General features: G+C 66.1%; 13 protein-coding genes. 10 read left to right on the forward strand and 3 right to left on the reverse strand.

Features of this window, described 5'->3' with window-relative positions; all coding sequences use genetic code 11:
- On the forward strand, nt 1-824 hold an 824-nt coding region (locus tag CSC94_RS24740; protein ID WP_342585974.1), incomplete at its 5' end, for a transporter.
- Between the two features lie 104 nt (nt 825-928).
- Nucleotides 929-1,720 carry a 2-(1,2-epoxy-1,2-dihydrophenyl)acetyl-CoA isomerase PaaG gene (gene paaG / locus CSC94_RS22840; RefSeq protein WP_099308690.1) on the forward strand — a complete coding sequence of 264 codons (792 nt, stop codon included), beginning with the start codon at nt 929-931 and terminating at the stop codon, nt 1,718-1,720.
- A gap of 25 nt (nt 1,721-1,745) precedes the next feature.
- On the opposite strand, the gene CSC94_RS22845 is transcribed toward paaG, so the two are convergent.
- Nucleotides 1,746-2,195 (reverse strand): SRPBCC family protein, encoded by a 450-nt coding sequence (locus CSC94_RS22845; protein ID WP_099308691.1) that lies wholly within the window; start codon nt 2,193-2,195, stop codon nt 1,746-1,748.
- A 201-nt stretch (nt 2,196-2,396) separates the two neighbouring features.
- On the opposite strand from CSC94_RS22845, the gene pgi reads away from it, so the two are divergent.
- On the forward strand, nt 2,397-4,046 hold the full coding sequence (pgi, locus tag CSC94_RS22850; protein ID WP_099308692.1) for a glucose-6-phosphate isomerase: 1,650 nt from the start codon (nt 2,397-2,399) through the stop codon (nt 4,044-4,046).
- 4 nt (nt 4,047-4,050) lie between these two features.
- A complete protein-coding gene (locus tag CSC94_RS22855; protein WP_099308693.1) occupies nt 4,051-4,764 on the forward strand; it encodes an HAD family hydrolase in 714 nt (237 codons plus the stop codon).
- A 111-nt stretch (nt 4,765-4,875) separates the two neighbouring features.
- On the opposite strand, the gene CSC94_RS22860 is transcribed toward CSC94_RS22855, so the two are convergent.
- Entirely contained in the window at nt 4,876-6,561 is a 1,686-nt protein-coding gene (locus CSC94_RS22860; protein ID WP_099308694.1) for a long-chain-fatty-acid--CoA ligase, read from the reverse strand.
- Nucleotides 6,562-6,689: 128 nt separating this feature from the next.
- Nucleotides 6,690-7,256 carry a DUF924 family protein gene (locus tag CSC94_RS22865; RefSeq protein WP_099308695.1) on the reverse strand — a complete coding sequence of 189 codons (567 nt, stop codon included), beginning with the start codon at nt 7,254-7,256 and terminating at the stop codon, nt 6,690-6,692.
- A gap of 211 nt (nt 7,257-7,467) precedes the next feature.
- Between CSC94_RS22865 and cydD the strand changes: the two genes are divergently transcribed.
- The 6 genes from cydD to CSC94_RS22895 all read left to right on the forward strand — a co-directional run bounded on the left by cydD (nt 7,468) and on the right by CSC94_RS22895 (nt 15,005).
- Entirely contained in the window at nt 7,468-9,141 is a 1,674-nt protein-coding gene (gene cydD, locus CSC94_RS22870; protein WP_099308696.1) for a thiol reductant ABC exporter subunit CydD, read from the forward strand.
- Nucleotides 9,138-10,799: a thiol reductant ABC exporter subunit CydC gene (cydC, locus tag CSC94_RS22875; protein WP_099308697.1), complete on the forward strand. Its 1,662-nt coding sequence runs from the start codon at nt 9,138-9,140 to the stop codon at nt 10,797-10,799. Before cydD ends, cydC begins: the two co-directional genes overlap by 4 nt.
- Nucleotides 10,800-10,927: 128 nt before the next feature.
- Nucleotides 10,928-12,538: a cytochrome ubiquinol oxidase subunit I gene (locus tag CSC94_RS22880; RefSeq protein ID WP_099308698.1), complete on the forward strand. Its 1,611-nt coding sequence runs from the start codon at nt 10,928-10,930 to the stop codon at nt 12,536-12,538.
- Between the two features lie 5 nt (nt 12,539-12,543).
- Nucleotides 12,544-13,707, forward strand: a complete 1,164-nt coding sequence (gene cydB, locus CSC94_RS22885; RefSeq protein WP_099308699.1) for a cytochrome d ubiquinol oxidase subunit II — start codon at nt 12,544-12,546, stop codon at nt 13,705-13,707.
- Nucleotides 13,708-13,730: 23 nt separating this feature from the next.
- Complete coding sequence (gene cydX, locus CSC94_RS22890; protein ID WP_099308700.1) at nt 13,731-13,874, forward strand: cytochrome bd-I oxidase subunit CydX; 144 nt, start codon at nt 13,731-13,733, stop codon at nt 13,872-13,874.
- Between the two features lie 240 nt (nt 13,875-14,114).
- The gene (locus CSC94_RS22895) at nt 14,115-15,005 is read left to right on the forward strand and encodes a DUF4344 domain-containing metallopeptidase (protein WP_165784564.1); all 891 of its coding nucleotides are present in this window, start codon (nt 14,115-14,117) and stop codon (nt 15,003-15,005) included.
- The last annotated feature ends 302 nt before the right edge of the window (nt 15,006-15,307 follow it).

Below are 15,307 nucleotides of genomic sequence, written 5' to 3' on the forward strand. Positions count from 1 at the left end.
CGCTGACCGGCGGGTTCGAGAGCGGGCAGATCCGCGACGACCGCATCGTCGGCGGGGTCAAGGCGTCGGACTTCGACCGCTTCGCCCTCTCCACGGCGGCGACCTACAAGGGCGAGGACGACGGGCTGACGGCGCGCCTGCGCGGCGAGTTCCGCCGCGAGCGCTCGTCCGACGGCAGCCGCGACGCCGACACCTGGGCCGGCGGCGTCAAGGTCGGCTGGACGCCCGACGAGGCGCTGACCCTGCAGGCCAGTGCCGACGTGCTGTTCGCCGACGCCAAGGGCGCCTCGACGCTGCGCAACGGCGAATATGCCGAGGCCTCGCTGGCGGCCGCCTACCGGCCGGTCGACAACGACCGCCTCAACGTGCTGTTCAAGTATACCTTCCTGCACGACATCCCCGGCGCGTCCCAGGTCAATGCCGCCGGCGACCTCAACGGTCCCGGCCAGCAGAGCCACATCCTGTCGGCCGACGCCAACTACGACATCAACCGCTGGCTGACGCTGGGCGGCAAGTACGGCATGCGGCTCGGCCGAAGCCTCGACAGGACGACGGGCGCATGGTCGCGGGCCGATGCCCATCTCGGCATCCTGCGCGCCGACGTCCACGTGGTGAAAAAGTGGGACCTGCTGGCCGAGGCCCGCGTGCTCTACCTGCCCGGATCGAAGACCGCCGACTACGGCTTCCTCGCCGGCGCCTACCGCCACATGGGCGACAACTTCAAGCTCGGCGTCGGATACAACTTCGGTCGCTTCACCGACGACCTGCGAGACATAACCCTCAACGACCAGGGCGTCTTCCTCAACGCCGTCGGAAAGTTCTGACTTGACCTCGTCAGCCTCGTGTGACGAAACTCTGGCCTTTCATGGCAGACCCGTAACGAACCGGCGGGCTGATCCACGGGCGGAGATCCGCGAGGGAGGACAGGATGACAGAGCAATGCGTGCTCACCGAACGCAGGGACGGTTACACGGTGATCACCCTGAACCGGCCGGACAAGCTGAATGCGTTCAACGTGGAGCAGCACCGGCAGCTGAAGGCGGCCCTGGCCGAATGCGCCAGGGATGATGACTGCCGTGCCGTGCTCCTCACAGGTGCCGGCCGTGGTTTCTGTGCAGGCCAGGATCTTTCCGATCGCGATACCGGTATGAGCGGCGAAAATCCCGATCTCGGCGCAACGATCGAAGCCTATTACAATCCCCTCGTTCGCCAGATCCGCGCGCTCGAGGTTCCGGTGATCTGCGCGGTGAACGGGGTCGCGGCCGGTGCCGGCGCGAACATCGCCCTTGCCTGCGACATTGTCCTGGCGGCGCGCTCGGCCCGCTTCATCCAGGCCTTTGCCAAGATAGCCCTTGTCCCGGATTCCGGCGGAACCTACTGGCTCGCCCGCTTCCTCGGCGAAGCGCGGGCCAAGGCCCTGGCGCTGACCGCCGAGCCCTTGCCCGCCGAACAGGCCGCCGACTGGGGCCTGATCTGGAAAGCCGTCGATGATGCGGACTTGATGGACGAGGCGCATGGCCTGTGTGCCAGCCTGGCCAGCGGGCCCACCCGGGCGCTCGCCCTGACCAAGCAGGCGATCCAGGCGGCCTCGGTCAATTCCCTGGACCAGCAACTGGACCTGGAGCGAGAACTCCAGCGCGAAGCGGGATACTCGGGCGATTACCGCGAAGGCGTCTCGGCCTTCCTGGAAAAGCGCCCGGCGAAATACACCGGGCGCTGACTCATCGGGCGGGAACCGGCGCCAGTCAGGCGCCGGTGATCTTCGCGTTCAGGTTGGAAAAGAACTGGCCCGCCAGCTTCTTCGACGTCGAGACGATCAGCCGGCTGCCCAGCTGGGCCATCTTGCCGCCGACATCGGCCTTGGCCACGTAGGAGAGGAGCGTGCCATCGCCGTCCTCTTCCAGCTTCACGTCGGCCCCGCCCTTGGCGAAGCCGGCGATCCCGCCCTTGCCTTCGCCCTGGATGGTGTAGGAATGCGGCGGGTTGAGGTTGACGAGTTCGACGGCGCCGTTGAAACGGGCCTTGATCGGCCCGATCTTCAACGCGACGACCGCTTCCATGTCCGTGTCGGACGTCTTTTCCAGCGATTCACAGCCTGGAATGCAGGCGCGCAGGATCTCCGGATCGTTCAGCGCTTCCCACACGGTCTGCACGGGCGCGGCAATCCGCTCCTGTCCTTCCATTTCGACGGCCATGGTCAATCTCCTCCCGTTCGAGATAAGGTGCCTTCGAGCTAAGCCATGCGCGGGCGCTTGTCCATGGCACCAAAGTCCGCCCCCGCACGGGTTGCGGCGCGCCGCCGGTTCGCGCCGCTGGCCGATGCGACTTTAATCGGTTTAAAAGAGCGGATATAGTGCCGGCCGAAGATCGCACTTTTCCTGCCATCCCTGGAGACCATGACCGTGGACGAAAAACGTTTTGCCGAAGCCAGCGCCGAGTTGGCCAGCCATGCCGGGCGCCTGTCGGGCATGCACCTGCGCGATGTCTTTGCCGCTGATCCGGACCGTTTTTCCCGTTTCAGCCTGACCCTGGATGACCTGCTTCTGGATTGGTCGAAGAGCCGGATCGACGATGCCGCGATGGAAGCGCTCTTCGATGCGGCGCGGGCGGCCGGCGTCGAGGCCCTGCGCGATGCCATGTTCGCCGGCCAGCCGATCAACAGCACCGAGGGCAGGGCCGTGCTCCACGTGGCCCTGCGCGGCGCGCCGGAGGACGGATTTGCCGTCGATGGCGAGGATGTCATGCCGGGCGTTCATGCGGTCCTGGATGCCATGGCGAATTTCGCCGATGCCGTGCGCAGCGGGCGGCTGACCGGCGCCACGGGCAAGGCCCTGACCGATATCGTCAACATCGGCATCGGCGGATCCGACCTTGGGCCGGTGATGGTGACGCACGCCCTCGCCCCCTACCACGACGGACCGCGCCTCCATTACGTGTCGAATGTCGATGGCGCCCACATGGCCGACACGCTGGCCGGCCTCGACCCCCGGACAACCCTGTTCATCATCGCCTCCAAGACCTTCACCACCGTGGAGACGATGACCAACGCGGCATCGGCCCGCGCCTGGATTGCCGGCGCCCTGGGCGAGGAGGCCGTCGGCCAGCACTTCGCCGCCGTGTCCACGGCGCTGGACAAGGTGGCCGCCTTCGGAATTCCCGCCGACCGGGTCTTCGGCTTCTGGGATTGGGTCGGCGGCCGCTACTCGGTCTGGTCGGCCATCGGCCTGCCGGTCATGATCGCCATCGGTGCGGACGATTTCCGCGCCTTCCTTGCCGGCGCCCGCTCCATGGACCGCCATTTCCGCACCGCGCCGCTGGAATCCAGCCTGCCGGTCATCCTGGGGTTGATCGGCTACTGGAACCGCCGGGTCTGCGGCTGGCCGACGCGCGCCGTCATCCCGTACGACCAGCGTCTCGACCGCCTTCCGGCCTACCTCCAGCAGCTCGACATGGAATCCAACGGCAAGGGCGTTACCCGTGACGGCGACCCGGTGGACGGGGTCACGGGCCCCATCGTATGGGGCGAACCCGGAACCAACGGCCAGCATGCCTTCTTCCAGTTGATCCACCAGGGGACCGACATCATCCCCGTCGAGTTCATCCTCGCTGCCACGCCGCACGAGGCCGCCAGCGGCGAACATCATCCCCTGCTCATGGCCAATTGCCTTGCCCAGGCCGAGGCCCTGATGCGCGGGCGCACGTTTGAGGAGGCACTGGAACAGGCGCGGGACAAGGGGCTGTCCGGCGACGAGGCCGAATTCCTGGCGCGCCATCGAAGCTTTCCCGGCAACCGGCCCTCGATCACCATCCTGCATCGCCAATTGACGCCCTTCGCACTCGGCCGCCTCATCGCGCTCTACGAGCATCGCGCCTTCGTCGAGGCGGCCCTGTTCGGCATCAACGCCTATGATCAGTGGGGCGTGGAACTGGGCAAGGAACTGGCGACCGCGCTGCTCCCGGTGGTCAAGGGCGAGGCGAAGCCTGAAGGCCGCGACAGTTCGACCGCCGGCCTCGTCACGGCGCTCGCCCGCCTGCGCGAGGCCTGAGGCGATGGATATTCGCGCGGTCCTCTTCGACAAGGACGGGACGCTGATCGACTTTCATGCCACCTGGGCGCCCTTCGCCCGGGTCATGGTCGCCGAGGCCGCCGCCGGCGATCCGGAGCGCATGAAGCGGATGCTGGCGCGTCTTGGTCTCGACCCGGAAACCGATCGCTTCCGCGCCGGTTCGGTGCTGGCGGCGGGAACCGGTGCCGACATGGCGGCCATCCTCTGGCCGGACGTGCCGGCGTCTGCGCTGGCCGCATACACCACCGCGCTCGATGACCGTGCGTCGAGCCATGGCGGCGACCATGCCGTTGCCCTGGCCGGGATCCCGGATGCGCTGCAGGGGCTGCGGGCCGGCGGCCGGACGCTCGGCATCGCAACGAACGATTCCGCCCGCGGCGCCAGGCGCACGATGACGGGCCTGGGCCTCGACCATCTTTTCACGGCCATCCTCGGATATGATTCCGTGCCCCGCCCGAAACCCTGGCCGGACATGGTCGAAGCCTTTGCAGAAGATGCGTCCGTGCCGCTGGCCGCTGTCGCCATGGTCGGCGACAATGTCCATGACCTCGAAGCCGCCCGCCGGGCCGGTGCGGGACTGGCCGTCGGTGTGCTCAGCGGAACGTCGGCCAGGCAGGACCTCGCCTCTCTCGCCGACGTCGTTCTCGACAGCGTCGCCGACCTGCCGGCCTACCTGGCAACCCGCGAAACGGCATGAAAAAGGCGGCTTTCGCCGCCTGTTTCGTCGCTGGAGCAATTCAAGTGAACGTGGAAACCGGTTTCGCGTCCGGAAGTGCGAAAAACAACGAAACGAAAACCGGACCTGGCCTCAGTCGCGCAGTTCGCGCCGCAGGATCTTTCCGACGTTGGACTTCGGCAACTCTTCGCGGAATTCCACGTGGCGGGGCCGCTTGTAGCCCGTCAGGTTCTCCTTCGCGAAGGCGATGATGTCGGCTTCGCTCAGCGCTGGGTCCTTGCGCACGACAAAGATCTTCGGCACCTCGCCGGAATGCTCGTCGGGCACGCCGATGGCGGCGCATTCGAGGATGCCCGGATGCTGGGCCATGACATCCTCGATCTCGGTCGGATAGACGTTGAAGCCGGAGACCAGGATCATGTCCTTCTTGCGGTCGACGATCTTCACGTAGCCCTTGTCGTCCATGAAGCCCATGTCGCCGGACTTGAAATAGCCATCCTCGGTGAACACCCGCGCCGTTTCATCCGGGCGGTTCCAGTAGCCGGACATCACCTGCGGACCGCGGATGCAGATTTCGCCGACATCGCCGAGCGGAACATCCTGTCCCTCCTCGTCACGGATGGCGATCTCGGTGCCGGGAATCGGCATGCCGATCGTGCCGGAGAACTCCGTCGCATCGAACCGGTTGGCCGTCGCCACCGGCGAGGTTTCCGACAGGCCGTAGCCTTCCGAGATGACATTGCCCGTTACCTGCTTCCAGCGCTCGGCCACGGCGCGCTGCACGGCCATGCCGCCGCCCAGCGTCAGGATCAGGTTGGAAAAGTCGAGCTTGCGGAAATCCTCGTTGTTCAGGAGGGCGTTGAAGAGTGTGTTCAGCCCCGGGAAGACGTGGAACCGGTATCCGCCGATCTCCTTGACGAAGGCCGGGATGTCGCGCGGGTTGGGGATCAGCACGTTGAGCGCGCCCTGCTGCATGCCCATCAGCGCGTTCACCGTCAGCGCGAAGATGTGGTAGAGCGGTAGCGCGCAGATATAGATCATGTTCTCCGGCTGCGCCCGGCCGACATAGGCCGACTGCAGCCAGAGCGAATTCTGCGCCACGTTGGCCATGACGTTGCGATGAAGCAGTTGCGCGCCCTTCGACACGCCGGTCGTTCCGCCGGTATATTGCAGGAAGGCCGTGTCGTCGGGGCCCACGTCGGCGGCCTTGAAGCCGGATTGGCGTCCCTGCGCCAGCGCCCCCTTGAATGTCGCGTGTCCGGGCAGCGACCAGGCCGGCACCATCTTCTTGATGTGACGGACGACGAAATTGACGATCGTTCCCTTCAGGCCGCCCAGCATGTCGCCCATGCTCGCCACGATCACCGTCTTGACCGGCGTCCGCTTGACCACCGCCTCCAGCGTCGACGCGAAGTTCTCCAGGATGATGACCGCTTCGGCGCCGGAGTCCTTGAGCTGGTGCTCCAGTTCCCGCGGCGTGTAGAGCGGGTTGACGTTGACCACCACGTAGCCGGCCCGCAGCACGCCCATCATGGCGATCGGGTATTGCAGGATGTTGGGCATCATCAGGGCCACGCGGGCGCCGGGCTTCAGCCCCTGCTTCTGCAGGAACGCGCCGATGGCCGAGGACGCGTCCAGCAGGTCGCTGTAGGAGATCGTCTTGCCCATGCAGGAAAAGGCGGGCCGCGACGCGTAGCTCTTGCAGGCCGTCTCCAGCAGGTCACCCAGCGAACGGGCGCTCAGCGGCCCGATATCGGCTGGGATGCCGTCCGGATAGCTTGCGAGCCAGGGTTTGTCAGAGGCCGTTTTGGCGGTCATGGGTTCCTCCCCGGAGAATGGTGTGATGCCGGCCGTTGGCAGAAGTCAGATTAGCAGAATGGCAGGAAAATCAGCCAACGCTCATACGTGAAACTTACATTGACGTAAAGGTCAAAGATGCGCTCGCGCTACTGCCCGTAGCGCCGGGCTTCCTCCAGGTAGGCCAGTTCGTCCTCGCTGCTCGACCGGCCAAGCGCTTCGTTGCGATGCGGAAACCGCCCGAAGCGGGCAATCACGTCGCGGTGTTCGCGGGCGAATTCCAGGTTCTTCTCCCGTCCGAGCGCCTCGAACAGCGAGACGCAGCGCTCCTGGTCGTCGAGCCGCTCCGAATGCATGAGTGGCATGTAGAGAAACTGCTTGCGGTCATCGTCCAGCGATCGGTCCAGCCCCTTGTCCACCGCGTTGTGGGTGATCTGCGCGGCCAGCGTATCGGTTGCGAAGGCGCGTGCCTGGCGCCGGAACATGTTGCGCGGGAACTGGTCGAGCACGATGATCGCGGCGAGCGCCGAGTCCGCCTCGTGCCAGACGTCATCCGGCGGTTGATGCGCCACCTGGTCATGGATTTCGCGAAAGCGCCGCGTGATCGTGCCGTCAAGCGTATCGGACCCGTTGAACCAGTCCTCCGGGGTCAACTCGTCGAACCAGAAGTGCAGGACGTCGGTTTTCCAGCTGGTTGGCAGGGCAATGGTGTCCATTCTCGGTCCTTTCGTTCTGTTGGTTGCAACTATATAGGCATCCTGCGGGCCGGGAACGAGCCCGGCGGATACGCGAACCGGCGCGCCGCCCGGCATGAGCCGTTGTGTTCGCCCGCCGGAACACCAACATGGCCGGTGATGCCGCCTGCCTGCCGCCGCGAGCCGGCCCGCGCGGCTCCAGCCTGGCCGACAGGAGAATGGCCCGCACCCGATGGATCGTCCCGAACCCAGCCCCGAAGATCGACTGCGCCAGATCGAAAGGCCGGTGCGCCGCCGCGTGCTGACCGCTTCGGTCGCGGCAACCCTGGCATCGCTCGTCTGGCTCCTGCAGGCCTGGCTTGTCGCGGAACTGCTGGCCTCGTTCGTCACTCCGGATCCGGACGGTCCGGCCCCGGCCGGGCTGGTGGCGGCCTTCGTGGTCCTCGGCATGGCCCGCATCGCCATCAATGCCGTTGCCGAAGGAAGTCTGGTCCGCGCCGCGGAAGATGCGCTCGAATCCGCGCGATCCGGGTTGATCGGAAAGGCAGCCCTGGCCGGTGGCGATGCCCTGCCTTCCGCCGATCTCGCCTCTCTGGCGGCCGAGCGCCTGGATGCCGTTGCGCCCTGGATGACGCGCTACAGGCCGGCCACACTGAGGATGGCGGTCGTCCCGCCCGTCATCCTCCTGCTGGCGGCTGTCACGTCCTGGGCGGCAGCCCTGATCCTCTTGGTCGCCGGGCCGCTGATCCCGCTGTTCATGGCGTTGATCGGTATGGCTGCCCGCGAGGCCAGCGAACGCCAGATGCGCGAGATCGGATCCATGAACACGCTTCTGGCCGAACGCATCCGCGCCATGCCGGACATGATCCTGCTCGACGCCACCGGCAACGTGGTGGCGGATTTCGCCCGCGCGGCCGAGCGATTGCGGGCGCGCACCATGGCCGTTCTGCGCATCGCCTTCCTGTCGTCGGCAGTGCTGGAGCTGTTCGCGGCGCTCGGTGTCGCCATGATGGCGGTCCTTGTCGGCTTTTCGCTGCTGGGTGAAATCCGGTTCGGCACCTGGGGCGCGCCGCTCGGCCTGGGGGAAGGGATTTTTCTTCTCCTGCTGGCGCCGGAATTCTTCCAGCCGCTGCGCGACTTCGCCGCCGCCTGGCATGACCGGGCAGCCGCGCTCGCCGTCGCCGGCGAACTGGCCGCGGCAGAAACCGGAATGCATGCAGGGATCCTGGGGCAGGGCGGTGCTGCGGCCCCGCTGCCCGGTCCGGCCACCATCCGGACACATGGCCTCGCCTGGGCGCCACAGGGCGGACGCACGCTGGACCTGCCGGACGTCGAAATCGCGGCGGGGCAATCGGTCGCGGTGACCGGACCGAGCGGGTCCGGCAAGTCGACGCTGCTCGCGCTCCTGGCCGGCCTTCTGCGCCCGGGCGAAGGCTGGGTCGAGGTCGCCGGAATTCCCCTTGACGAGGCAGTGGCGGACGCCTGGCGCGCCCGCATCGGCTGGGTCGGGCAGGCGCCGCACTTCCTGAACGCGACCCTGCAGGCCAACGTGGTGCTCGGCACCCGCGCCGATGCCGCGCGGTTTTCCGCCGCGGCGGGGGAGGCGGGACTGGTTGAGGCCATGGCTGCCATGCCTGATGGCGAACGGACCCGCCTTGGCGAACTGGGTCAAGGCGTTTCGGGCGGCGAAGCGCGGCGCATCCTTGTCGCCCGTGCCCTTTGCAAGGGGGCCGACGTCATCCTCGCCGACGAGCCGACGGCCGACCTCGATGCCGCGACCGCCGCCCAGGTGACGGACGCGCTTCTCGCCGCCCATCGCGCCGGCGCGACGCTGGTCGTGGCGACCCACGATCTGGCCCTCGCCGAAAGGATGCATCAGCGCATCGACCTGGAGGCCCGGCAATGATGCGGTTGTTGCGGATTGCCTGGGTCGTCATGAAACCGCAGGCCTGGTCGCTCCTGCGGGGCGCGCTGCTCGCTTTCATCGTACTGGTGGCGGGCGCCGGGCTGCTGGGCCTGTCCGGCTGGTTCATCACCGCCGCCGGCGTGGCCGGGCTGGCGGGCATCGGCATCGGCTTCGATTTCTTCCGGCCGAGCGCCGGAGTGCGCTTCCTCGCGCTGGGGCGGACCGCCGCCCGCTACGGTGAACGGGTTCTGACCCATGACGCGGTGCTGCGCAGTCTCGCCGCCCTGCGCATTCGGCTGCTGCGTGCGCTGGCGGCACAGCCTTTCGACCGGATCCTGGCCCAGAGAACGGCCGAACGCGTCAACCGCCTGACCATGGATGTCGATGCGCTGGACGGTGTCGCGCTGCGCCTGGTGATCCCTGTCGTTTCCGGCCTGCTGGCCCTCGCACTGGTCTTCGGCCTGCTCTGGGTCCTCGTCGGTGCTTCGCTCGTGTGGTGGCTGGCCTTGAGTTATCTGGCGGGAACGCTTGCGGCGCTGGCATGGGTCTTCTGCTTTGCCCGCAAGCCGTCGCGGGCAGGGCAGATTTTCCTGGACGCGTGCCGGATCCGGGTCGCCGACCTGCTTCGCGGCCGCCGGGAACTGGCCGTTGCCGGCCGTCTCGACCGGTGGCTGAAGCTGGCGCAGGCCGCGGCCCGTCGCCGCTCCGCCGCACGCCTCGCGCAGGATCGCGTCGAGCGCGTCACGGGGGGCGCCATTGCACTGGCCGAACTGGTGGCGCTGGCCGGCGCCCTGCTCCTCGGTGCGGCGCTGGTCCGCGCGGGAACCGTGGATGCGCCGCTTGCCGCCCTGGGCTTTTTCGTCACGCTGGCGCTGGGCGAGGTGGTTGCGCCCTTGCGGCGCGGCCTGGCCGAATATGGCCGCATGGCCGATGCTGCCGGACGCATGGCGCCGCTACTCGAGGAAACGGCGGCAGTGCCGGTCCTGGAGGCATCGGAATCGGGCGCGGTGGACATTTCCCGGGGCCTGGAACTGAGGGCTGTCACGTTTGCCTATCCGAACGCTGCCGCCCCGGTCGTCGACGCCGTCACCGTGACGGTTGCACCGGGGGAAACGGTGGCCCTGACCGGCCGCAGTGGCAGTGGCAAATCGACGCTGCTGGCCATGGCCGCCGGGCTGGTCGCGCCGCAATCGGGCGAGGTGCGGGTCGCCGGCTTGCCCCTGGGTGCCATGGATGGCACCGCCTTGCGCGGTCTCGTGACCATGCTGCCGCAACGCAGCCAGCTCGTCAGCGGCACGATCCGGGAAAATCTCGCCTTGGCCCGGCCGGGTCTGGCCGAAGAGGAGGCATGGGCGGTGCTGCGCGCCGCCCGGCTGGAAGGCGTGATTGCCGCGCGGGGCGGACTGGACAGCCCGCTCGGCGAATCCGGCGCCGGTCTATCGGGGGGTGAAGCGCGCCGGCTGGCGCTGGCTCGAACCCTCCTTCGCCGGCCCGCCGTTCTCCTGCTCGACGAACCGACGGAAGGTCTCGACCGGGAAACCGCCGATGGCGTGCTGGCTGGCATCCGCGCCATGTTGCCGCGGGCGGCCATTCTGCTGGCGTCGCACCGGGAGGCGGAAAAGGCATTTGCGGGCCGCTGCGTCACGATCGGGTCATAAAATGCATTCTTGATACAGGATATTGACCTGGGTCAAGGTCGGCTGGCCGGTGCGACAACATACATCATTGTATTAAGATGTATTAGGTGTACATCTTTGCACAACAGTCGACGAACGGAGTTTCTCCCATGGATATCGACATCGTCGAGCTGTCACGCCTGCAATTCGCGATGACGGCCCTTTATCACTTCCTGTTCGTGCCGCTCACGCTCGGTCTCTCCATCATCGTCGCGATCATGGAAACCGTCTACGTGATGACGAACCGGCCCATCTGGCGCCAGATGACCAAGTTCTGGGGTACGCTGTTCGGGATCAATTTCGTTCTCGGTGTCGCCACCGGCATCACCATGGAATTCCAGTTCGGCATGAACTGGAGCTATTACAGCCACTATGTCGGGGACATATTCGGCGCGCCGCTGGCCATCGAGGGTCTCATGGCCTTCTTCCTGGAAGCGACCTTCGTCGGTCTGTTCTTCTTTGGCTGGGACAGGCTTTCGAAAGTCCAGCATGCCATCGTCGCCTGGCTGGTCGCCATCGGCTCGAACTTTTCCGCCCTGTGGATTCTCATCGCCAACGGCTGGATGCAGAACCCGGTCGGTGCGGCGTTCAATCCCATGACCATGCGCATGGAGATGACCAGTTTCTTCGACGTCCTGTTCAACGAGGTGGCGCAGGCCAAGTTCGTCCACACCGTTTCGGCCGGATACGTTACCGCCTCGGTCTTCGTTCTCGGCGTTTCGGCCTGGTATCTGCTGAAGGGCCGCCATGTCGAACTGGCCCGCCGCTCCATCGCGGTTGCCGCCAGCTTCGGCCTCGCCTCGGCCCTGTCCGTCGTGGTGCTGGGCGACGAATCCGGCTACTCGGCCAGCCACTCGCAGAAAATGAAGCTGGCAGCCATCGAGGCCATGTGGGAGACCGAGCCGGCCCCGGCCCCCTTCACCCTGTTCGGCATTCCGGACCAGCAGGCCCGCGAGACCCGCTATGCCATCCACGTGCCCTATGTCATGGGCCTGATCGGCACCCGCTCGCTGACCCAGCAAATCCCCGGCATCGCCGAACTGGAGAACACGGCCGAGAAGCGCGTGCGTTCCGGCATCACCGCCTATGACGCGCTCGTCGCCATCCGTGAAAACCGCGGCAACGTTCCGGAAGACGTGAAGAAGACCTTCGAGGCGCACAGCGCCGATCTCGGCTTCGCGCTTCTCCTGCGCCGCTACGTCGATGACCCGCGCCAGGCCAGCGAAGCGCAGATACGCCAGGCCGCCGAGGACACCGTGCCCACGGTCTGGCCGCTGTTCTGGGCCTTCCGGATCATGGTCGCGCTGGGCTTTTCCTTCATCGCCGTCATGGCCTATTTCTTCTGGCGGGCCAGCTTCCGCGGCATGGATTTCCCGCGCTGGGCACTCACCCTGGCCGTGGTCATCATTCCGGCGCCGTGGATCGCCGCCGAACTCGGCTGGTTCGTCGCCGAATTCGGCCGTCAGCCGTGGACGGTCGATGGAGTCCTGCCGACGGCCCTGTCGGTCTCGCACCTGTCCGTCGGCGACCTGCTGATCACGCTGACCGGCTTCGTGCTCTTCTACTCGGTGCTCTTCGTCATCGAGATGGGTCTGATGATCAAGTACATCCGCAAGGGCCCGACCGCCGACGTCGAGGAAACACGGGCCTGGATGGCTCGCCATGAACACCGCCTGCGCACCACCGACGGCAACGTCCCCGGTGCCCTTCCTGCGGAGTAAGAGCCATGATCCTCTATCAACTCGTCGATTACGATACGCTTCGCGTCATCTGGTGGCTGCTGCTCGGCGTCCTGCTGATCGGCTTCGCCCTGACCGACGGCTTCGACATGGGGGTCGGCGCGCTGCTGCCCTTCGTCGCCAGGACCGACGTGGAACGCCGCATCGCCATCAATACCGTCGGCCCGGTCTGGGAAGGCAACCAGGTCTGGTTCATCCTTGGCGGCGGGGCCATCTTCGCCGCCTGGCCGCCACTCTACGCCGTCTCCTTCTCCGGCTTCTACCTTGCCATGTTCGCGGTCCTGGCCGCGCTCATCCTCCGTCCGGTCGGCTTCAAGTACCGCTCCAAGCGGGAGCAGGCGGCCTGGCGCAGTGGCTGGGACTGGGCGCTCTTCGTCGGCGGCGCCGTGCCGGCGCTCATCTTCGGCGTCGCCGTGGGCAACGTGCTGCAAGGCGTTCCCTTCCGGCTGACCGACGACCTCTTTCCCGTTTACGAGGGCGCCTTCTACGCCAAGTTCCTCGGGCTGCTGAACCCCTTCGCCCTGCTGGCGGGCGTGGTGTCCCTGTCCATGCTGCTCATGCATGGCGCGGCCTGGCTGACGGTGAAGGCGGACGGGCCGGTGGCCGAGCGTGCGCGCCGCTACGGATCCGTCGCCGGCATCGTCGCCATCGCCGGCTTCGCGCTCGCCGGCCTGTGGCTCGCTTTCGGCATGGAAGGCTACCGCATCGTCGGCGCCGTGGCCGTCGATGGCCCGTCCAATCCGCTGCACTCCGAGGTCGCTCGCGACACGTCCTGGCTCGCCGCCTATGGCGCGCGTCCATGGATCGCCATCGCGCCGGTCCTTGGCTTTGCCGGCCTGGCACTCGCCGTGCTGCGGCTGCGTGGCGGCGGCGAGGTCTCCGCCCTGCTGTTTTCCAAGCTCGGCATCCTCGGGGTCATCTCGACGGTGGGCCTGACCATGTTCCCCTTCATCCTGCCGTCGTCCATCGATCCGCGATCGTCGCTGACCGTCTGGGATGCCTCGTCATCCCACCAGACGCTGTTCGTCATGCTGGTCGTCACCGTCATCTTCATGCCGCTCATCCTCGCCTATACGGCCTGGGTCTACAGGGTGCTCTGGGGAAAGGTGACCAGCGACGATGTCACCGCCAATTCCGATTCGGTCTACTGAGACGGCCGGGAAAGGATCAATCGATGTGGTATTTTGCCTGGCTCCTGGGACTTCCGCTCGCGGCCGGTTTCGCGGTCCTGAACGCCATGTGGCTGGAAATGCGCGAGGACATGCGTGTCGTCGAGGCGGCCGAACGCGAGGATGAAAAAAGGACGGCGGGCGCCTGAGCCTCCACCGGCCGCCACCCTGTTCCACATGACCCCGCTGCCCGCCGGGCCTCGCCCCCGCGGTTTGCCATCATGCCGCTGCCGTCTTGTGCGTGTTGTCACAGTACTGTGAGAGTTGTTCGGTCAGTATAGCCGGGCATTGGTGCCGGCCAGCAGACAAATTGACTGGCTTCGGTGCGCGGAGCGGCGATTATTGTGCTATCGTTGGGTCCGGAAACTGGTACGCCGAGGAGGATGATCATGGCCGGAACCGTCTCGAAGCTTGCGCTGGCACTGGCCGCGATGGCCGGTGCGGCGATGACGGCCGCTCCGGCGGTCGCCGCGGCGAAGACCGACCAGATCGCCATCGAATACAAGGTGCCGGCCAATCCGGATTTCAAGCCGATGTACGAGATCCTCCGGCAGCAGCAGGTGCTGGAAAAGACGGAGATCTTCCTGAGCCCCTTCAAGCTGCCCCGCAAGGTCGTCTTCCAGTTTTCCGAGTGTGCCGGCGAGGACGATGCCTTCTACGGCGATAACACGATCACCATGTGCTACGAACTGGTGAAGCGGCTCGTGGACACCATGCCGAAGGATATCCAGTTCAAGCGGTTCGAGACCGTCGATACGGTCATCGGCCCGCTGGTGGATACCATCCTGCACGAATTTGCCCATGCGCTCTTCGACATCCTGCGCATCCCGCTTTTGGGCCGCGAAGAGGATGCCGCCGACCAGGTCGCGGCCTACATCTACCTGCAGTTCGACGAGAAGATCGCCAAGCGCCTGGTCTTCGGTACCGCCTACAATTTCTACACGGAATCGCAGGCAGCCGGCGCGGCCCAGACGCGGGACCAGTTCAATACCGAGTTTTCCGAGGTGCACAGCACGCCGATGCAGCGCGCCTTCAACCTCCTCTGCATGGCCTACGGCTCGGATCCGGAGGCCTATCAGGGCCTCGTGGAATTGAAGTTCCTGCCCGAGGAACGCGCCGAAACCTGTGGCGAGGAATACGAACAGGTCCAGGATGCGGTGGAGGCCCTGATCCGCCCGCACGTGGACATGGAAAAGATGCGGGAAATCTCCGACAGCGCCTGGCTGGATCGCGTGCGTGCCAAGAGCGCGCAATGGCGCGGATCGGTCGTGCGCAAATGATGCCGGCCGGCTCCGGGACGCGCCGGGGGTGGGCTTGGTGCAGCAATCTCCGGTGGTGATGCCGCGAGAATAAAATGCAGGGTTAAAGAATAGAATGCTCAACCCAGGGTGGTTGAGCAAACAACCCTGAATGGCTTGGAGTACTGCCCGGCGTCATCTCCGCTTTTTTATCCGGATGGCGCCTTTTTTATCATTTTCACCCAAGTCAGAGCCACCTTCATGCTCGTAGTGTGACATATCGCACAGGAATTAACCTATTGTCTGATAAACACTTGTCATTCTTCATCAGTTGATGAACCATA

The sequence above is a fragment of the Zhengella mangrovi genome, assembly GCF_002727065.1.
Classification (GTDB): Bacteria; Pseudomonadota; Alphaproteobacteria; order Rhizobiales; family Rhizobiaceae; genus Zhengella; species Zhengella mangrovi.